This window comes from Waltera sp., assembly GCF_046969025.1.
GTDB classification, from domain to species: domain Bacteria; phylum Bacillota; class Clostridia; order Lachnospirales; family Lachnospiraceae; genus Acetatifactor; species Acetatifactor acetigignens.
In genome coordinates, this window is sequence record NZ_JBKVQF010000009.1 from 23,903 (window position 1) to 44,138 (window position 20,236).

The 20,236-nt window shown below is 45.6% G+C and carries 19 protein-coding genes; 1 reads left to right on the forward strand and 18 read right to left on the reverse strand.

What is annotated here, in order from left to right:
- Window positions 1–16 precede the first annotated feature (16 nt).
- The 9 genes from ACLTOH_RS06445 to ACLTOH_RS06485 form a co-directional block, all read right to left on the reverse strand.
- Complete coding sequence (locus tag ACLTOH_RS06445) at window positions 17–382, reverse strand: hypothetical protein (protein ID WP_412223663.1); 366 nt, start codon at window positions 380–382, stop codon at window positions 17–19.
- Window positions 372–920: a phosphohydrolase gene (locus ACLTOH_RS06450; protein WP_412223665.1), complete on the reverse strand. Its 549-nt coding sequence runs from the start codon at window positions 918–920 to the stop codon at window positions 372–374. The genes ACLTOH_RS06445 and ACLTOH_RS06450 overlap by 11 nt, the downstream gene beginning before the upstream one ends.
- Before the next feature lie 12 nt (window positions 921–932).
- Window positions 933–2,372 carry a M20/M25/M40 family metallo-hydrolase gene (locus ACLTOH_RS06455; RefSeq protein ID WP_337544973.1) on the reverse strand — a complete coding sequence of 480 codons (1,440 nt, stop codon included), beginning with the start codon at window positions 2,370–2,372 and terminating at the stop codon, window positions 933–935.
- Window positions 2,373–2,470: 98 nt separating this feature from the next.
- Window positions 2,471–3,265, reverse strand: a complete 795-nt coding sequence (locus ACLTOH_RS06460) for a hypothetical protein (RefSeq protein WP_412223668.1) — start codon at window positions 3,263–3,265, stop codon at window positions 2,471–2,473.
- Window positions 3,266–3,341: 76 nt separating this feature from the next.
- Window positions 3,342–4,088, reverse strand: coding sequence for a DUF5058 family protein (locus ACLTOH_RS06465; protein ID WP_412223670.1), 747 nt, complete (start codon window positions 4,086–4,088; stop codon window positions 3,342–3,344).
- On the reverse strand, window positions 4,076–5,035 hold the full coding sequence (locus ACLTOH_RS06470; RefSeq protein WP_412223672.1) for a GTP-binding protein: 960 nt from the start codon (window positions 5,033–5,035) through the stop codon (window positions 4,076–4,078). Before ACLTOH_RS06470 ends, ACLTOH_RS06465 begins: the two co-directional genes overlap by 13 nt.
- A 46-nt stretch (window positions 5,036–5,081) precedes the next feature.
- Window positions 5,082–5,579, reverse strand: a complete 498-nt coding sequence (locus ACLTOH_RS06475; RefSeq protein WP_412223674.1) for a GNAT family N-acetyltransferase — start codon at window positions 5,577–5,579, stop codon at window positions 5,082–5,084.
- Window positions 5,580–5,596: 17 nt separating this feature from the next.
- Window positions 5,597–6,271, reverse strand: coding sequence for a DNA alkylation repair protein (locus ACLTOH_RS06480; RefSeq protein WP_412223676.1), 675 nt, complete (start codon window positions 6,269–6,271; stop codon window positions 5,597–5,599).
- Window positions 6,272–6,970: 699 nt separating this feature from the next.
- On the reverse strand, window positions 6,971–7,627 hold the full coding sequence (locus ACLTOH_RS06485; protein ID WP_337545762.1) for an HD domain-containing protein: 657 nt from the start codon (window positions 7,625–7,627) through the stop codon (window positions 6,971–6,973).
- Window positions 7,628–7,956: 329 nt separating this feature from the next.
- Here ACLTOH_RS06485 and ACLTOH_RS06490 point away from each other — a divergent pair, with 329 nt between their 5' ends.
- A complete protein-coding gene (locus ACLTOH_RS06490; RefSeq protein ID WP_022154647.1) occupies window positions 7,957–8,394 on the forward strand; it encodes a GatB/YqeY domain-containing protein in 438 nt (145 codons plus the stop codon).
- Window positions 8,395–8,637: 243 nt separating this feature from the next.
- On the opposite strand, the gene ACLTOH_RS06495 is transcribed toward ACLTOH_RS06490, so the two are convergent.
- From ACLTOH_RS06495 to ACLTOH_RS06535, 9 genes are all read right to left on the reverse strand, one after another.
- Window positions 8,638–9,081 (reverse strand): aconitase X swivel domain-containing protein, encoded by a 444-nt coding sequence (locus ACLTOH_RS06495; protein ID WP_022154650.1) that lies wholly within the window; start codon window positions 9,079–9,081, stop codon window positions 8,638–8,640.
- Window positions 9,078–10,358 (reverse strand): aconitase X, encoded by a 1,281-nt coding sequence (locus ACLTOH_RS06500; RefSeq protein WP_412223679.1) that lies wholly within the window; start codon window positions 10,356–10,358, stop codon window positions 9,078–9,080. Before ACLTOH_RS06500 ends, ACLTOH_RS06495 begins: the two co-directional genes overlap by 4 nt.
- Window positions 10,359–10,373: 15 nt before the next feature.
- On the reverse strand, window positions 10,374–12,428 hold the full coding sequence (locus ACLTOH_RS06505; RefSeq protein WP_412223681.1) for an FAD-dependent oxidoreductase: 2,055 nt from the start codon (window positions 12,426–12,428) through the stop codon (window positions 10,374–10,376).
- A 285-nt stretch (window positions 12,429–12,713) separates the two neighbouring features.
- Entirely contained in the window at window positions 12,714–13,988 is a 1,275-nt protein-coding gene (locus ACLTOH_RS06510; protein WP_337545757.1) for a CapA family protein, read from the reverse strand.
- 280 nt (window positions 13,989–14,268) lie between these two features.
- Window positions 14,269–15,030, reverse strand: a complete 762-nt coding sequence (locus ACLTOH_RS06515; protein ID WP_145985617.1) for a hypothetical protein — start codon at window positions 15,028–15,030, stop codon at window positions 14,269–14,271.
- An 873-nt stretch (window positions 15,031–15,903) separates the two neighbouring features.
- The gene (locus tag ACLTOH_RS06520) at window positions 15,904–17,433 is read right to left on the reverse strand and encodes a hypothetical protein (protein WP_118669254.1); all 1,530 of its coding nucleotides are present in this window, start codon (window positions 17,431–17,433) and stop codon (window positions 15,904–15,906) included.
- Between the two features lie 14 nt (window positions 17,434–17,447).
- Window positions 17,448–17,984 (reverse strand): sigma-70 family RNA polymerase sigma factor, encoded by a 537-nt coding sequence (locus tag ACLTOH_RS06525; RefSeq protein WP_172594793.1) that lies wholly within the window; start codon window positions 17,982–17,984, stop codon window positions 17,448–17,450.
- 235 nt (window positions 17,985–18,219) lie between these two features.
- On the reverse strand, window positions 18,220–18,627 hold the full coding sequence (locus ACLTOH_RS06530; protein ID WP_118669256.1) for a TnpV protein: 408 nt from the start codon (window positions 18,625–18,627) through the stop codon (window positions 18,220–18,222).
- Between the two features lie 15 nt (window positions 18,628–18,642).
- A complete protein-coding gene (locus ACLTOH_RS06535; protein WP_412223735.1) occupies window positions 18,643–20,061 on the reverse strand; it encodes a plasmid recombination protein in 1,419 nt (472 codons plus the stop codon).
- Between the last annotated feature and the right edge of the window lie 175 nt (window positions 20,062–20,236).

The window sequence follows — 20,236 nt, forward strand, 5'->3', positions numbered from 1 at the left end:
TCAGTATTTATTCCCACTACTTGAGAAAAATACTCACCAATATCCCCACGATTCCGCCAATAATCAGCGCAGCCGGCACACCGTAAGCATCTTTTTTTGCCAGCCGCTCCCACTCGATACGTGTGGGGGTCATCTTCGTATGGCTCATGCTCTGATAGCAGAGGTAAATATGTTTCCAACGGCACAGGTAGCCCACCAGATTATAGATGCCATCCAGCAATATACCCAGTGCCAGAACGCACAGCATGGTATTTCTATCCCGGAACAGTTCCGCCAGCAGTCCAGCCAGCAGAATCAGTACCGGATAGACATAACGATCCAGATATGCCAGGACACACATCATTGTGACTGAACTGTGCTTTGGCTTCTTGTCAACGATCACTTCCGTACACCCCCAGCCGTTCTGCCTCCTGCAAGAACCGGATCTCGATCTCTCCCGGTGTATGCTCCGCCAGATCCGGTACGGAAAAAAGCGGCGGCACTGCTCTGTTCTCTTCGCCATGAAGCAATGTCTTCAGTTCCAGTTCCAGGATCTCATCATCGATCTGTTTCCAGCGGAGGTTCTCCTCTTCCGTCAGATCATCCAGTCCGAAATGCGTGAGGATCGTTCCCATAATCTTACTTTCGATCTCCAGATAATTGGTCAGATAGATTTTCACTGGGCGAATGATATCCGAAATATATCCCTCGCTGGCATCATGGAGCAGACAGGCGAGCTGCTGCCTCTCCGACCACCCTCTGGCTTTCGCTTCCGTAGCACAGTTGAGCGAATGCTGTCCCACCGAATAAAAATAGGTCAGCTGTCCACCGCCCCGGCACAGTAAGCTCAGCGCATGAGCGATATCCTCAATATATACATCCCCCGGTGTCATCTGCATGGGATCAAACTTTCTGCCAGAATATGTAGTCATGGTGTTCATAAGTGTCGCTCCTTATTTCTCCGCGCGGATCAGGTTCTTATAGAATCTGACAGCTCCGGGCAGACAGTTATACTCAATATTTTCGTTCAATCCATGCATCCCCTTCATCTGCTCCGGTCCATAGATCACCGGTGCAAAACGGATACAGCTCTTACAGATAGGCTGATAGAACTGTGCATCGGTCGCGCCTGTCATAACATAAGGGCTGGAAGGCAGTCCCGGGAAAGTATCTGCGATGGTCTGCTCCACCAGATGAAATGCTTCTCCGTGAATATCCACAGGCGGCGTATAATCATTGGCATGCAGCACTTCGGTCTCCAGACCGTATTTGTCTGCCACTTTTTTGATGATCTCCAGGCTCTCTTTCTCTCCCTGATGGGGAATAAAACGCATGTTGGCACCCACATAAGCCTCCTGGGGCAGCACATTATAGGCATCGGATCCCTTCTGTACCGTAAACGCTATCGTGGTCTTTAACATCGCTCCTGCCTGTGCACTGAGTGATGGCATCACCGCTTTTAATAAGGGGCCAAACAGCCACAGATTTCCAAATACCAGTTTCATTCCAAACCCGGCATAAGGCGCCAGTGCTGTGAACATGGCGGATACCTCCGGCAGCATCTTTTTCCGGAACGGTGAATGCGTCTCCACTTCATTGACGAATGCCGACAATCTGGCGATAGGGGTTCCCTTTACCGGTGTGCTGGCATGGCCGCCGTTGCTCCTTGCGGTAAATTTCACATCCGCCTTGCCTTTTTCAAATACTCCCACCATGGCAAAATTACCGTGGATTCCACCGATGGGCTCCGTGATGATACCACCGCCCTCATCACATACCAGGAACAGTTCAATCCCCCTGCGCTGCAGCTCCGCTACGATCTTCGGTGCACCGTCCCCACCCCACTCTTCCGTACAGGAACTTGCCAGATAGACATCAGTGGGTGGTACGAAGCCCTCTGCCAACAATTCTTCCACTGCCTGGAAAAATGCCATCACAGAGCATTTGGTATCGGACGCGCCTCGCCCCCATACCTTTCCTTCCGCAATATCTCCGGAAAAAGGTGCATGGATCCACTCACCCTCCGCCGGCACTACGTCCTGATGGCTCATGAGCAGGATCGGCTTCTCAGAGCTTTTTCCCTTCCAGTAAAATAACAGGTTGCCGTCAATCTCTGTCTTTTCCAGTTTCTCATGTACCAAAGGAAACAATTCTTCCAACACTTTGTGGAACCCCAGGAACTTCTCCACCTCTGCCACATTGGCATGGGAGGTGGTATCATACTGGATCATTTTGGAAAGTTTCTGTGCCAGTGCCAGGGATTCCTCCTCCGGTTCCTCTGCCACGTAGGAAGAAGTCTTCCCAGGCATCAGTAAGGTACGGATCACCGCGATCAGTAACAACAATATAATTGCGATGATCACTGCCAGTAAAATGAAACCTATATATTTCATATTTCCTCTTTTCCGGGCGCTTCCTTCTATTACTCACATAACCTGACAGGTTTGGCCCTTTTTCCATTCATCTGTTTTCTGTTCGTATAGCCTTCTGACTATTCATCCCCGGTATTTGCCCTGTCGGGATCAGCTTTTGTCTGTTCCGGGCTCTGCATATTCTTTTTCCGGAACATCAGATATGCCACACCGATGGCAATGGCACCGGACGGAACGATCATAAAGCTGGTAGAGCCGATCAGTGACGGCACCAGAATAAACAGCAGACTCATAAGGATCAGCGGCAATGCGGCGATCTTCATATTTTTGCGGTAATATTTATAAGCCATGGCTCCGAACAGCGCCGGAACCACATTTTCAAAGGCCGGCTGCAACACCTCACTCTGCAGCACGGGCTGCAGCGGCACCATCAACAACACGCCCAGTGCCAGAACGAGGATTGTCACCAGAGAAGATGTGGCGATGGAGATCGTGGAGATGATCTCATTTTCCGGGGTTCCTGTCTTCGCTCCTACCATGTCTCTCGCATTGACCGCACAGGGGATCTTCATATTGATCAGGTTACCGGTGATAAATGCCAGGTATCCGCCGCCGGCTCCCAGCATCGGTGTGTAGATCAAAAACTCCGCGATGCTGCTGACCAGCCATACGATTCCCACAGAGAGAAACCCCTTGCCGACAGCCCCCAGATCCGGATACGCACCTAAAAGCTTACCGATGAGAAACGGTGCTCCCACTAACATTACTAATGTGACAATGCTGACTGTCCGTCCGATGATATGTGTTTTCTTCGTATAGATCTGCCAGGTATCCGAAGTCTGCCCGGTCTGCTCCTTTGTTGCTTCTACATTATTCAGTTCCTTATTATCTATTGTCATGCTATTCGTTTTCATATTAAGCTCCATTCCGCAGACGATTCCTTCCGTTGGAGGAATTGCGAATCAAATTTTAAGGTTGTCACGTCAGCCTTTACAGCAATCCCACCAGTACGGCTGCTGTCATGCCGATGATCATGCTTCCGGCAATGGAAAAGCTGTCCACCCAGGCTTTTCCTTTTTTCTCAATGAGGTATACAAATCCTGCCATCACCAGTGCCGATACCGCCATTACCACTAACGGAATGTAATCTCCGTGAAACGTAAACAATCCGTTCTCCGATACAAAACCGCCGAGATATCTTCCGATGTAGGTGCTGACCAGTCCGATGAACATGGCAGTCATTGCCAGATCTCCGAAGCCCGGCTTGCCGGATTTTTTATTCGAGGTCAGCTTCTGTGTATATTTTTTATTCAGGAAAATGGACAATGTCATTCCCCAGATAATGCAGATACTCATGAGCAGTGCAATCGTGGAAAATGCCTGCGGTGTCATTTCCGCAGCAGACAATGTATCCATTCCCACCTGCTCCGCTGCTGCCTGTGCCACCTGGGTCTCATAATGCAGGGCACCGATCACGGATAATCGAAGCCACGGCCAGGGCGTTCCCAGACTTCCCGACAGGGCGATGACACCTAACAGAATCCCCACACTGGGCAACAGGGAAAAGGTCGCACTGGAGATAATCGTACGCTTCATTTTCGTGGTATCCATACCGAGTGCCTGCCCGGCGCAGTAAGCCCTCACCAGAAAAATCACACAGACCACCGCCACAAAAGCAATGATGCCTCCACAGATCAGGTACATCGGTACACTGTTTAACTGGCTTAAGATTGACATGTCTCTTCCTCCTTCAGAATCTCTCTGATTTTATCTTCCTGTAAATGCTCTCCGATGACGATCAGCACCTCCTGCCCCACTGCGATGGGTTCTAATGTTCTGCTGTCATGGGTTGCATTTAATTCCATCCATTGTCCGTCCTTATTTTTCACAAAACCCTTAATACGGAATACTTCCCCACAGGACTTGTCGGCAAACAGCCTGGGGACCGCCCGCTCCAGAGCTTCCGAGGTAATCTTCTCTTCCATAAAAAATAAGGAATCAAATGTCTGGTCGTTTTCCAGATCCATTTTCCGATAACTTTCCAGACGATAACCGCATTTGGATACTTCCTCTAAATCTTCTTTTGTCAGATCCGTGAGATTTTTCTGTAAAATATCTTTCTCAGGGTCGATTCTCCGGTCGCAGCGGATCTGTTCCAGTGCCCGGTTGAGATGTGCCACCGTGTCCTCACACTGTTCCCTGGTGGCTGCATCCGCATGGCTCAGGATCACTTTTCCGGCATTGGCAGCCTCCGATGCCAGCAGATAGTCCGCCTGCTGTGAAAGATTATTCTCCAGTCTTGCATCCAGTATGGCGATGACATTGCCGATCTCGTACCATTGGTCCAGCGGCTCCTCCCGCAGCACATCAAAAAATTCATCTACATCGTAGATTCCAGACGGCTCCACCAGTACTCTGTCGTAACCGCACATCCGCATGGAAATCAGCTTCGTGCGGAAACGTCTTCTGTGGCTCTCCGCATCACATCCTCCGGCGATCATTTCCAGTTCACACTGGTCTCCCCGCAGTTCATGGAGCATCAGCATATCCACGTTGATGGCACCGAAATCATTTTCCAGAATGCCGATATGCAGTCCCTGATCCATCAGGTACTCTGCGTATTTTTTCAGAAAAGTGGTCTTTCCGGATCCCAAAAAGCCCGTGATCAGATCGATCATTACCATATATCGTCTTTCCTCTCTGTTTCATTGATTTGCATAGTGATCACTTCTATAATTCTTTCTCATAACACCAGTAGGAATGTCCGAAAAGCTCACATTCCCCTGCTGTGGTAAAATGCAATTTTTCATAAGAACGCAGGGCTTTCACGTTGTCCTTTGCCACTAATATGTGTGCCGCCTTATAACCCTGTGATTTCAATTCCGCCATAGCTTCCCGCAACAGGATCCTGGCAATACCGCGATTCTGATATTCTGCTGCCACTCCCAGTCTGGACAGTTCTGCCACCGGGGTAAGGTCCTCTGACCAACAGGACAGTGCCTCCACTTCCGGGTCATCGTCTATGGAGATTGTGCCTATTAAGCGTCCCGAGGGCTTCTCCCGCAGACAGAACAGTGCATCCCTGGACAGGTCAAATTCCACTTCCCGTTCCGTTGGATAATTTTCTGTCCAGACACAATATTCGGTTCCGATCAGTGACTGGTATAATTGCAGAATTTCTTCCGCTTCTTCTCGTTTTGCCTTGCGAAATTCCATTTTATCATTCATGCTGTCCTATCCTCCGTTTACACCTTCAGTGTCTTCAAATATTCCTTCTGCTCCGGTGTGATCCGGTAACTTTCCCGTGCTTTTTGTATGGTCTTATTATGCGTCCATGGATTCAGGCGCTTCTCTTCGATATAGCTGACGGCAGCATCCCACTGTTTTGCCAGTGCCGTGGCATAGAACCAGGCAATCATCATGTTCACATAATATTCTTCGGAATGCACCGCTGCCGGGATCTCCAGATATTCCACCCGGAAATCCTCATCCAAGAAATGCGTCATCAGCATTTCCATTCCAAAACGGCAGGTGTAGGGGTGGTCCGAAGCTGCCCATTCTTTTATTTTTTTGATTAATCTGTCTCTGTTTTTCTTAAACACCTTCGGAGAAAAAATATCACACACTGCCCAGTTATCCACATGGGGCAGGAAACGTTCCACCTCTTTTACACAGGTGTCGTAATCTTTTATCTCCGCCACCAGCAAGGCATGCAGAATATTCTCATCGTAATAAGTATGCGGCAGTTGCATCAAAAACGCTGCACTCTCCGGATCCTTGGCATATTCTTTTGCTAGCTTCCGTATAGCCGGCGTGCGGACGCCAATAATCGTCTCCGCCGGGATCGTCGGGATCAGCTTGCTCTGAAAATCACGGTAACCTTTATCTTGCACTTGAAACAATAATCCCTGTGCTTTCATACAATTCTCTCCCCAATTCCTGCTTTTCTGTTTATTGTAACACAAGCTATATGTATATGCAAAACAGTCATGCATGTAACTGGAAAGTTAGTTTGGTGTAAATAGTCCAAAAACGATGAATTCCGTACAAAAAAAGTTCCTAAATCAGGAATTTTTGTACGGAATTTCTTTATTTTGCTTATGTAGCGAAAATAGAGACTTTTTACATATCAAAATTTCATATTTTTGTATTTTTTTCGCAGAAATTGGCGTTTTAAATACAAACAGAACTCCCGGAGTAGCAGAAGGTCCTCAGGCAGATGTCTGTCGGAGCGTGTTGATATTTTCTTAAGCAGTGGTGAGCCATCAGGGTGGAGCAAACACGATGTTTGCGACAGGCGGCCGGCGACATGGATGTCGCCTAGAGCCGTGCCCGTTCGGATGAGATACACTTTATCCACTGCTTTAGAAAATTCACACTCGGAGACCGATATCTGCCTGAGGGCTTTCTGCCGCTTCGGGAGTTCGTCTGGTCTAAGGCTCCCTCCGCTACGAACCATGCCTATTCATAAGATTGTCAGCAAAGAACGCTGTCAATCTTATTTCATAGACGGCTGTCGCCGTATAAAAATAGAGTGAACCAGCCTCGCTTGTGCGCAAGCGCCCATCGAGGTGTTCCACTCTATTTTTGCATGGCTCGTAGCTAGGCTAACTTTCTATTTACAATACCTTTGCCCCATTCACGGTCAGCTTAAAGGATGCCTCCAACACTTCCGCTGCGCGCTTACACATCATCATACGTCCAAGGAATATCTCAAAATACTCATACATGCTGCAGATCTTCGGATCAATCTGCAGATTCAGTGAAATCACTCTCTTCTCCACATTGATCTTAAGCTTTGTATCCGTAACCGCATAATTGACGCGGTCATGTTTATCGAAGGTTGCCTTATTCTTCTCCCGGACTCTGCTCCTGCGGACATCGGTCTTATCTGCAATGATCAGCGCCGCTGAGATGGGATCGGTAGCACCGCCGGTAGATTCGTCATGCAATCCGATAGCGGACACGATCTGCACCCGGTCCTCCAGGGGCAGATCTGTCTTCTTCAGAATGTCATTTGCAAGCAACGCCCCGTACTCTGCATGATGGCTGCGATTCACCGCATTTCCGATATCGTGCATGAATCCGGCGATCTTCACAAGTTCAATATCTTTTTCCGGATACCCAAATTTTTTCAGAATCTCTGCTGCCCGCTCTGCCACCAGTCCCGAATGCGCCTCCGAATGATCGGTGAATCCCATGGCACCCAGATTCGCATTTCCTTTTTTAATAAATGTCAGCACTTCTTCATTTTTTCTGATTTCACTATATGTCATTCTTCTACTTCTTTCCTTCCATCCTGTGTTAATTCCTGTGTTTTTATATACATCTTATTTCGTGTTCATTGTACCATCCGCCTGCAAATTCGTGCTACGATACGCTACATCCTGTTTCGCAGTTACTTTTTTCTCCAAGGCGCATTATATGTTACCAAAACTGTTGCAGCAACACTATCCCGGGCAGGTAAACAACATGTAATATCTGGGTAAACAAGCCGGATATAAGCTGACAGGCATTCACATTTTCTTCTTTTCAGTTTTCATCTATGAGAGTATAATAAAACACAGAAAGCATTTGGAGATTTTGTTCCAGAGAGGAGACCACAATGAAATTAAAAGAATTACAGGACGCTATGATCGCTGCCATGAAGGCAAAGGATAAATTCAGAAAGGATGCCATCTCCGCACTGGTATCCGCTGTAAAGAAAAAAGGAATCGACAACGGCTGCCGTGACAACATTCCCGATGAGATGGCCAACGAAGCCATCTTAAAAGAGATCAAATCCGTGAAGGAGCAGATCGATACCTGCCCCGCAGACCGTACCGAGCTGCTGGAAGAATACAAGAAGCGCTATGAGATCATGAGTGAATTTGCTCCAAAGATGCTCTCCGCTGAGGAAGTCAAGGCAATTCTAGAAGAGAAATTCGCAGATGTTCTGGCTACGAAAAATAAGGGTCAGATCATGAAGGCAGTTATGGGCGAGCTGAAGGGCAAGGCTGACGGCAAGGTCATCAATCAGGTCGTTGCTGAACTGACCAAATAAAATGTGCGGTCATTATCAGCGAGCAAACACCACCCTGTATCTTAAGATATAATGAGCGCAAGTGAGCCAATATGCTTGCATAATTGGCGAACGGCGAATTTGATCATGATCGTTGCGAAGCAACAGTAAGCACCGTAGGTGCGAATCATGATATTATATGCAAAAGCATAAATTTGCGGATTTTGAAATCCATCAACAAACGGCTTCCGGGAGATCTCCGAAAGCCGTTTGTTATCTAAAGCATTATTCCACTACTACCGTACCGTCTTCTTTTACGGTAATATTCATGTCATCCTTCACATATTCCAGGAACTCTTCCCCCAGGCTGTCAATAACAGGCATCTGCACATTGTCAAGCCACACATCTGCCAAAATAGCTCCGGCTGCTGCCAGGGAATCAATAGGTTCGGAAAACAGCATACATGCCGGCTGCCTGTTCATGGAGCAGGCACAGTAAAGTACCAGTCCGCCGGTGGTAGATCCTATGGTCGTCGGCAGGCAAAGGGCTTTGCCCGCCATCTGTTTACCATAGAGGTCGGGGTTATTCTGATCTCCGCAGGTTGCTTTTTTATCGCCGAACTGCAATGCCTTCTGGAAAGATGCCAGTGTGTTCAGACCCCCGTGAGATACCAGTGCCTTGGCTGTTACGGTTCCGGAGGCTACGATTCTTCCTTTAAATTCTTTCATTTGTCCGCTCCTCCCTTCGTGATCTGCTCTAAGATCTCAGCATCGGTATAATATCTTGCGCTGGTGTAGGTCCGCAGCTTGTTGCTGGAAGTAATGACCGGCATCTTCTCGCTGAGAGGATTGTTCATATACATTAACGGGCAGATATAGGAAGTAATGACTCCCGTTGCCTTTAACGTCTCCGCATAAGGAGTCTCCTGAAATTTTTTCAGTACCGCGGGTGCCGCCGTGAATACGGTAGGAATACATACTCTGGTTCTACCGGCTTCTTTCAGGCTCTGAGAGACTTTTTCCGTCCAGTCGATGAGCTGCTGTAAACTCATATGGGGACATCCCATGAAACACAGCTTCGGTTTGGCATCCTTCTTTTTCCAGATCACCGGATAGCTCTCATAGACCCTCTGAAGTTCCGCATCATCTACCACATAGACCTTTGCATTCTCCGCGATCAGATCTTTTCCGTATTTTACAGCCTCCGGAGTGATATTTTCCACATGGTACAGACCTACCGCACCGTTGGAAGCAGTCGCTGCGCCGAAATCCTTCAGATAGGTTTTCGCTGCATCATCCAGCTCACCGCCCAGCCATTTGTCCAGTCCTACGATATAGGGAACATCCGCCATGACTTTCATACCAATGGCAGATCCAAGCAGCTGTGCTTCCGGCTTCTTCGTTGTCTCGATCTTCACGATCCAGGTGGCTTTTCTGCCTTCATCCGTTAACAGGCCGAAACGGGGCACATAGCCCACTACCGAACCCATGAGGTCAATGATACCGGAATTACGATTGCATCTTGCTCCCAATACGGAGTTGGCATAGACCACTGCAGAAGATTCAGACCATGACAGCACCTCTCCCATGGCCGGGGTATTTCCCACTTCATCCATGTAACAGGTGCAGGTATATGCATCTTTTTCCATGATGCCCAGCTGGGTCAGCTGTTTCTCGTAGTCATCCTGCTTGGAGTACATGAAATTCTTGAACACAAAATCCTGTAAAAAAGAACTGGGCACATTGGGATCCAGTGGTCTCGGATCGGCGGAAAATTTCTGTTTGGATACATTGCCGGATTCGATCAGCTGATTCATCAGTTCATACACCGGCGCCAGTGCTTTCAATCCGAAAGAGGTTACCAGATGGTTGTATTTACTGGTCACAGGCACCATACTGTCCGCGCCGAACAGCTCGCCGTAACGCACCAGTGTCTGCATGACCTTCGCCAGAGTCGCTCCCTGTTTTCCATCATATATTTCCTGTTGTTCTTTTGTTAAGTTCATTGATTTCCCTCCCCCTTAAATCTTCATGGCAACTTCATAAGCGCGCCATATGACACTTCGCAGATTACCTACACCATTGCAGTCGCCTACGAGGCTTACATTGCTGCCCTTCGGTGCCAGTGGATTGGGAATGTATCCTGCGGAGCTGATCACGCTGTCACAGGGAATCGTGATCTCTTTTCCGGAAGCATTCTTGCATACGATGCTGTCATCCTTTACTTCCTGCAGCGTAGTCTCCAGATATACGGGTACTTTCTTCCAGGCGAACCACTCTCTCAGATAGGAACTGTTGGCCAGGCATACTCCGGTCTGGGCGATGAGATCGTTTTTCATCTCTACGATTACAGGCTGTTTGCCCTGCAACGCCAGTTCATAAGCAATCTCGCAGCCGGTGAGTCCACCACCGATGACGGCAACCTTTTCTCCTACGGGAGTACCGGTAAGGTATTCGCATGCCTCAACCATCTTCTCATGACCGGGCACTTTTTTCAGTACTCTGGGCACGGAACCAGTGGCAACGATCACAGGACTTCCTGCAAACTGCTCGATATTTTCCACTTTTTCATTATAATGGATCTCAATCTTCAGATCTGCCATCTGCTTCCGATACCAGGTTAACAGATCCCGCAGTTTTCCCTTATAGCTTTCCGCACTGGCCGCAATGAAAGTACCACCCAGATGATCCGTCTGCTCATGGATCACAGGTTCATGACCACGCAGCTTTAGCACTCTGGCAGCTTCCATGCCGCCGATACCGCCACCGATAATATGTACTTTCTTCGGGCTAGTAGTGGGTACGATCTTGTGCTTCTCCCACTGCATGGTCTCGGCATTTACCGCACAGCGTGCCAGATGCAGGGAATCGGATAATGCCTGATCATTTGGAACTCCCTTATAGTGACACATGTTGAAGCAGCCGTTGTGGCACAGAATACAGGGACGGATGTCGTCCTCCTTATCATTCATCAGCTTGGTCACCCATTCCTGGTCTGCCAGGAACTGTCTTGCGAATCCGGCACCGTCGATTTGTCCGTCTGCAATAGCAGCCGCTGCCGTCTCCGGATCCATACGTCCGGCGCATACCACAGGGATATCCACAAATTTACGGATATGCGCCACATCCTCCAGATTGCAGTTCTCCGGCATATAGATAGGGGGATGTGCCCAGTACCAGGCATCGTAAGTGCCGTTATCGCAGTTTAACATATCGTAACCGGCATCCTGCAGATACTTCGCTGCTTTTTCGGATTCTGCCATATCACGGCCTGCTTCTGTGAAGCTTTCTCCGGGAAGAGCTCCCTCACGGAACCCCTTGGTCTTGGATTCCACGCTGTACCTAAGAGACACAGGGAAATCCTGCCCGCAGACTTTCTTGATCTCTTTTACGATCTCTACAGCAAAACGATATCTGTTTTCAAAAGATCCACCATATTCATCGGTTCGCTGATTCACATATTTTAAAGTAAACTGGTCCAGCAGATAGCCTTCATGTACCGCATGGATCTCCACACCGTCCACACCGGCATCCTTTAATAATTTTGCTGTCTTGCCGAATGCAGTGATGAACTCCTGAATCTCCTCCACGGTCATCTCCCGGGAAGGCACTTTATCTGACCAGCGGTTCGGAGACGGGCTGGGTGCGGCTGTAATCTTGTCGAGATCCATAAAAGGTTTCGCCAGTACCCGCAATGCCTTATTGGTGTACAGGGTCTCCATCATTTCACTGATGGTAAACGATCTGCCGAAACCTGCCGTCAGCTGGACGAACAGTTTGGCTCCCGTCTTGTGGAACTCCGGCATCCACTTTGCCAGATCCTCATACATTTTTTTCTTCTTATATAGCCACTGTCCGTACATGGGATTGTATACCGGCTGACATCCCGGAAGCACCAGACCACAATTATTTTTCGCTACCTCCAGAATAAATTTCGCACCATCCTTGTCAAAATGGTTCACTTCCATCCATCCCAACAGGTTTGTGCCACCCATGGATGTCAGAACAATGCGGTTCTTAATCTCGCAGTTTCCGATCTTCCACGGCGTAAACAACGGTTCCAACTGTTGTTTCATTGTAACTCCTCCTTTGCCTTCTCTCTTGCTTACCCCATTACACAATCTTATAATAACACATTTTAATAGTATTCCCCTGATAACTCATTCCCTGGAATAAAATTCTTCACCGGTTTCCAGACAAATGCCCTGCATGAACCAGAATGTACTGCTATCCATTTAACGACCGTTCTGCATACGCTTCAAAATTTCAGAACATCATTTCGTTCTTCTCCTGTAAACTTCCCTCATGTTTTGTTGCGTTGTCAACAACTTCTTTATTGTAACAAACATGTTACAGTTTGTCTACTCTGCCTTCCAGAGATCTCCCCATATGGAATCACACAAATTGACACAGTATTCTCTGGAAAACTCCGGATCCTGCGAAACGATCTCATTTTCCTCTGCCAGTTCTTCCGGATAATCCTCCAGAAAATATGTTGTCACACCTTCGGGACCGGAAGCCACATGACTGATCATCGGTTTCACCCCATAGTCTGCGATCTCCACCTCTCCATGATCATTTTTCGTAATCGTTACCTCTGCCATGCCGCCCACCATGCGGTTAGCGACTCCCTCTCCGGTGCCGGAGGTCCAGTTCACGAAATTTCCCAGCGAATAATACACAAGCATTTCATGCTCGCTCGCTTCATCTGTCACCCATTCTATGGGTTCAATGACATGCGGGTGGGTACCCAGGATCAGATCCGCACCGTTTTCCGCGAATATCTTGGTCCATTTCTCCTGCGAAGCATCTGATGTCAGCCTGTACTCCGTTCCCCAGTGCGGACATACGATGGTGAAATCCGCCAGTTCCTCTGCCCTCTGAATATCTGCCGCCACCTGTTCCTCATTCAAAAGATCCACCGCATAGGGCATATCCGCCGGCAGAGAAATTCCGTTGGTTCCGTAAGTGTAGTTCAGGACTGCAATCCGCATGTCTCCCAACTCAATGATCGCAGGGTCTGCACCGCAGGAAGTGGAGGTATCCGCAGTATCATGAATGCCAAGAACAGTGATCTGCGGGTATTCGTCCCTCCAGTACTCCGCACAGTTTACCAAGCCCGCACGTCCCTTGTCCATAGCATGGTTCGTGGCATGACAGATGACATCGAATCCTGCTCCCACCAGTGAATCGCAGAGACTGTAATCCGCATTGAAGCAGGGATACCCGGAGATTCCAAGATCCGCACCGCCTATGATCACCTCCTGGTTCACCAGGGCTAGATCTGCCGCCGCGATCTCCTCTTTTGTGTTGGAAAACAGCGAATCATAGTCGTAACTTCCATCCGGCTGCAGACAGCTTTCCTCCACCGGAGTGTGAAGCAGTACATCCCCTACCATGATGATTTTGTACTCTGAGGTGGCTTCCGGCGGTTGATCAGTAGATGGCTGGATTGCATCCTGCGTTCCTGTTTCTATTACAATAGTTCCTGTTGTACTGACAATATTTTCATTCGTTACTGTATTGTCCTCAGACACCATCTCAGTCTTCGCACAGCCGAACAATAAAAAAAAGTTCCCTATACAAATATAAAACATTATTGTTTTTCTTAAAGTCAAAAATCTTCTATCTGCCATTTTTCTACCTTTTCACTGATTTTTCTGTATTTTTTTCTTCTTACTATGTCCCATTATAACATACCTATGATTTCGGGGTCAAAAGCCCCCGACTTTGATGCCTACGGATTGCTCCGTGCTATGCACTCCCACGTCTCCGCTCCGCTTCGGTCCGTGCTAAACATGTGCCACTGGCACATAGCACCCTACCCTCTATTCGCATATCGTGGGATTATCAGCATATATGATCAGAAACTGTTTGATTATATGGGATTGATTTGCTTCCTTTTTCAGACATCTTTTATGTACTAAATATTTGATTGATGAGATTTTCCACACTCATTGTGTTTAGACTGTATTTTTCTGATTCAAATGTATATATAATGTCTCTACCTTGTATAAACCCATTCTTGGCGTAAATGTCTATTTTTTTCATAGCTTTCTGACAGTAAATCGGATCTGTCATCATTCCCAAATGCTCCCATAAAATCGTTTTACGATCTGCTAACCGCAGGCATGTAAAATCCGGATATATCATTCCCAATCCCTTTAGGTTTATAGGACATTCATACTTGTATGGGATATTTTTATGGTACAACATATCTGCAATGATCTTTTCTGACTTTGATCTGACTCTTTCTTTCTTTTCTGTGTAGATTTCCGCCTGTCCTTCTGCAAAATCTTTACCTGAATATATTTTTGCTGACCACTGATTCACATATTCCTTATCCGATATTATCCTCGCATCCACCATTTTTTTCCTAGATGGACTCATTCTGTCATAGACACTATATAGTTCTTCTACCTGTACTATTTCTTGTTTTTCATATTTTTTAATAATATTTTGTATATTCTTTAATTGCTTTTCTACCTCTGACAGCAATTTTTCATCATAATTTCGTTGTGCAAGCTTACCTGCCAATTCAAAATCAGATTTTCGCAGATATTTTCCATTTGGATAGGATGTTCTAGTTTCAGCAGAGTCCAAATAATATTGCTCAACTCCTCTGCAGTTAATTATTTTCAGATTGCCTAAAGGTGCATTCTGTATACTCGTTTCCAAATTTTGTTTCAAATCCCTTAGCCAATGTTCTCTTTTTAGCAATTGTTCATATAGAAAGTCCTTTATAGCCTTTTCCTCCCGTTGTACATTTTTTTCATTTATTGCTTTTCATTTAATCTGTATTTTTCTCTTTCTCGCATGTATTCTCTTGCCTCTGGCACATACCTATTTCATCTTTTTTCTGTTTCCGCATGTATTCCTTTGCCTCTGGCACATACCTATTTCATCTTTTTCCTTATTTCGCATGTATTCCTTTGCTTCTGGCACATACCTATTTCATCTTTTTTCTGTTTCCGCATGTATTTCTTTACTTCTGGCACATACCTATTTCATCTTTTTTCTTATTTCGCATGTATTCCTTTGCTTCTGGCACATACCTAATCCATAATTCTCCCCTCCCTCGCATGTATTTTACACGTTGCTCCTCATATATTTCCTATACATGTATAATTTTCACAAACTAACCTCTAAAAAAATAATGTTATTAAAGTAATAATTGAAATAAATATCTTGAAATATCCGACACAGAGCTGTGTCATTAAATGGTTAAAAGAAAAACTGATCTTTGAATTAATTTTTTGAATTATTATTCTGCGTTACTATTCTGCGTTATTGTGTAAAAAAATGGGGAAGTACAAGTACTTCCCCAGAATAAGAGCTATATACTATCTATCAAAGATTACTCGATGATGGTAGCAACACGGCCGGAACCAACGGTTCTACCACCCTCACGCTTCGTTGGATATAAAATCCTATTACTTTTAGGTGTATTTCAGGCACTTTTTTATCTGTATTATTCCAAATATGCCCTCTTATTTGAGGTTTTGAAATTTTTTAGAACCATAGTAGAACCACGCATGTACAAACTAATGTTTATTCATCCACTGGTAAATCTTGCTGAAAAATATCTAATGCTGGTCCCATGTTCTCAAATTCTTTTAATCTTTGTATATACTCCTCCTTCATTTCAGTGATACCTACCTTTACAGTTCGTGATGCTTCATCTACCCAACAAGAAGAAACAAAATTTAATTCTTTATTAAGAATGGCCTGCGAAATATTATCACGAAGTGTATCAAGATAAGCTAATGAATTCTCACCATTTTCCCCTCGTGAATCCAGCTTCATACTACTTAGCCCTTGCGTGGATGGTTCGCCATCATCAATGTAATAAAAAGACCCTTCAAGATTCTCTTTATCCATACAGTAGTTGTAAATGTTTTGCACACGCTCCCAGATCTGTTCATCGAAATATACATCGCTTCGCTGAGAAATCATGCTTTCTACATGAGTTCGCAAATCGGTATAGAATAGTTCTGTTACATTGAAGCAAATATATTTTTCATCTTCGTATACCTTGTACTGCTCCATTTCAGCAAATGTCAGAAGTTGCCCACGGATAAATGCGTAATCTTCAGAACTTTGAATGGAATCCACTTCATATGTCATGATATAGACCAACGGAACATCTACACCACCATCAAATTCTCCCCTGTGCTGAGGAACATAGGCACTCAACACCAATGCCTTTTCATCTAAAGTAGAACCAATCGGCAGATTGTATCCATCAATGGGTTTATGGTGTTCGCCAGTAAGCCAATGCTGTTTATCTGCCGGAACTGTTTCGTCAAAAATAACCCCGGGGTTCAACATATCGACAAGAAGATGTGGTGCAACGGAAGGAACAACATTCCCATCCAGATCGTTGAGAAGCTGCGCACAATCGGACAGGTATTCCTCGTTCCTCGCTTGCCACTCAAGCGGGTCAGCAATGTAGGTATCAAAATAGTGCTGGAGTTTTTCTGTAACTTTAGATACAGACACTTTATCTGCTTCAACGGGATTTATTGGGGTGGGTTCCTGTATAGGAGTAATGATAGGCTCGGTAAATTCGATACTGCACATCCAATCCTGCCCAAACAGGAAATTATTATTGGTCAACACAAAATAGTAATGGTCATCAACCAGCGGCTGTTCTAATACAGAAAAATCATATGCGGCAGATAGGTCAATGGTCATCGTGCCGCTGGTATTTGCTTTAATTTCCGTATTCTCAAAGATGATGTTGTCGGACAGTGGGGCAATTTCTTCACTGGTAGACCAGCGCATCAGTTTGAGTTGTTTTTGAAAATTCAAATCTTTATCAGATTTGTTTTCAACTTGGATAGACACAATTCCATTTCCTTCATAGGTAGAAGAGAGGCTTAGATCGTCACCCGACAGTGAAGAAAACAAGCTTGCTGCGAATGCCGTCATAGTGAAGCTACATACCAACACAGCGGCAATTACCACATATTTTTTAATCGGATAACGCCATACAGGAGCGCTCTCCAATTCAACTCCGGTTTTTTCTTCAAAAATATTTTTTATATTTTGCAAATTAGATTTGCGAAATGAGTTCATGTTATTCCTCCTATTCAATTCGAAAGCGCTTCACGCAATTTCTGTTTTGTTTGATACAGGCGATTATTCACCTGCTTCACACTCAAGTTCAGCGCAAGAGCAATTTCTTTTGGCTTCTGTTCGTAATAGTATCGTCGCACCAGAATTTCACGGTCAGGTTCTCCGAGTGCATTAACTGCTGCAATAAGCACTCTCCGAGTTTCTTCTTGAATCATATCGTCAACAATACCGAGGTCACTAACAAGAATAGTGCTTTCTAATGAAATTGTGCGTGTCTTTGCAATTTCTCGGCAACGGTCAATGGCTTTTGTTCGAGCAATAATGGAGAGCCATGATTTTAACTTGCCTCGAGAGGGATCGAATTTATGAGGATTTTCCCATAAGTAGATAAATGTATCAGCAACACATTCCTCTATGTCTTGAACAGAGCCAATATTATTTAGAACCTTTCCTATAATAGACCACAGAAGTTTAGAGTATTTGTCGATAGTCTCATTGATTGCACCCTCACTTCTGTTTCTAATTGCAATTATAATTTTTTCGTCATTCAACAATGTCACCTCTTTCCATGTAGATTAACCGGTCATATATAGTACGGAAAAAGCACAAAAAACACTTAAATTTTTTTTGTGAAAGGTATTTTATCCTGAAATCGTATTCATTTTATCTTACCTCATCCGATAATTCAAACTTGGGAATGACGAAGTAAAAACCTGTCAAACTTGGACTCAAGCAAGTGAAAAGAGAGAACTTGTATGCATGATGTGTACAAGCTCCCCCTTGGAGTTAGCTATAAATCAATTCATTTATGATAATTTCTTCTGCACGGTTCCGGATACTATTCATAGCTCCCAGCCATGCCATTTGGTCAGTAGCTTTCAATTCCTCTGTCACGCCCTCAGATGCTTTCATCTGCTCCACCAACCGTTCCATCATCTGATAACATTCCTCATCCGTCTGGTGCAGATATTCATTGAATTCTCCACTTAGTAACAGTTCCAGATACAATGCTCGGTGATGTTCTTTCAGATACTCTGCTCTCATTCTTCCGTATCTGCCAATTTCATAATGCGTTCCCTCCGGGAGCCGGAGATCTGGGTAATACAGACCATCCTCTCCCAAAGTGTAACTGATTTCGTTTTCTCCTACAATGTGCTTTTCCAATACTTCTGTTTTCTTAATTTTATCTGTCATATCCATCAATCTCCTTTATCTGCTCATTCTGTTCTGGTAGCTTCTCTGCAGTCGGTTCTGCTCTGCCTGTAACCGTTCCACTTCTTTCATGCTGTCAATAATACCCTGCACCTTATCTGTACCGACATACTGCTTCACTCGTTCCAAATCCTCTGCTTTCTCCTGCAAGTGCTCCATTGTGCCATTCTGTTCCTTGATTTTATTCTTGTACCATGCGATGTCATCTTCCTGCTGATTTACCTTTTCAGTCAGTTTTCTAACCTGCTCCATCAGACCAACACACTTGATTGTCAGGCTTTTTACAATCTCCTTTAACCTTGTAATCAATGGTAGTGCCACCTTTTCACGATAGGCTTTTGCCGACTGCACCACTCCCGGCTCCGGAAGCTGCCATTGTCTGTCCTCGTCATAGGCTCTCACATTACGCTCCAGAGCGACCTTAGAACCTGCCATAGCTTCCAGTTCTTTTTGAAGCTTCTGCTGTTGCTTTTCTAATTCCCGGTTGCCGGACAACCGCCTTTCCTTTTCCAGCTCCAAATCCTCATTCTCGAAAATCAACTGACTGTTTTTTGCCAACAAACTGTTATAACTCTGCTTTGTATCTACATACGTTTTTTCCAGTTCTGCATTATCTGCCTTGATTTCCTCGTTCCGTCTTTGAAACTTATCGCCCATCTCTGCCAATTCTTCCACACGAGCAAACTGATTGTCTACCATTTTACTTGCTGTCTGCAATGCCCGTTCTGATTGTGCAAGCTGACTGTCAAGCTCCGCAACCTCTTTTGCTCTCTCCTGCTTCTCATAATCCAACACCGAAAGATGTTTATTGTGCGTACCCTTCTGCAGCCATTCGACACCATACCGCTCCATGACTGCCGCAAGTTCCTTTTTCTCCGATTCTATCCACTGATTCCATTCCGTTGCTCCTCTGGTGCCTCCCTCAAATCCCTGCTCTGCTAATGCTCCCTTTAATGAAACTCTGGTATCAAGTCCTCGCTTGCTCCCGGTAATAACAGGGACAAAATCAATGTGAATATGCGGTGTTTCCTCATCCATGTGCAGATGTGCCGAGAATACATGAAGATTCGGATTCCGGCTTTGAAAGTCTGCCATGAAATCCGAAAGTATCTGCTTTGCCAACTGCCCCTCCTCACTCCGCACATTCATATCGTCCTTATTGCCTATCTGGAAAATCACTTCATGAAACAGCTTTTCCTGCTTCCCCTGCCGGATTTTCTCATAATAGTTATCAATCTTTCTATCACTCCGCTTCTGCTTCGCATTGTACCTTTCCAGAGCTTCGTCAAACAGTTCATGATACACTGCCTTTATATCCTTGTGGCAAAATTCCACATTGTCCTGGCTTCTTTCTTTATCTACATTCTTTGCTGAAAATGCTCTTGTATTGTGATTCACAGAGCCTTTCCCCATCATTCCGCTAATCGTTCTCTCCAATAAAAACCACCTCGCATCTTTTTTTATCTGTATCTTTTAGTGCCGGATACGGCACAGGCTTTGTTACTTTCGTCGAAAGTAACGCAAAAGCACTTTTGACAGCTACCGCCATCAAAAATGCAACCTGACAAGTCAGGTTTTGCGCCCTGCCGGG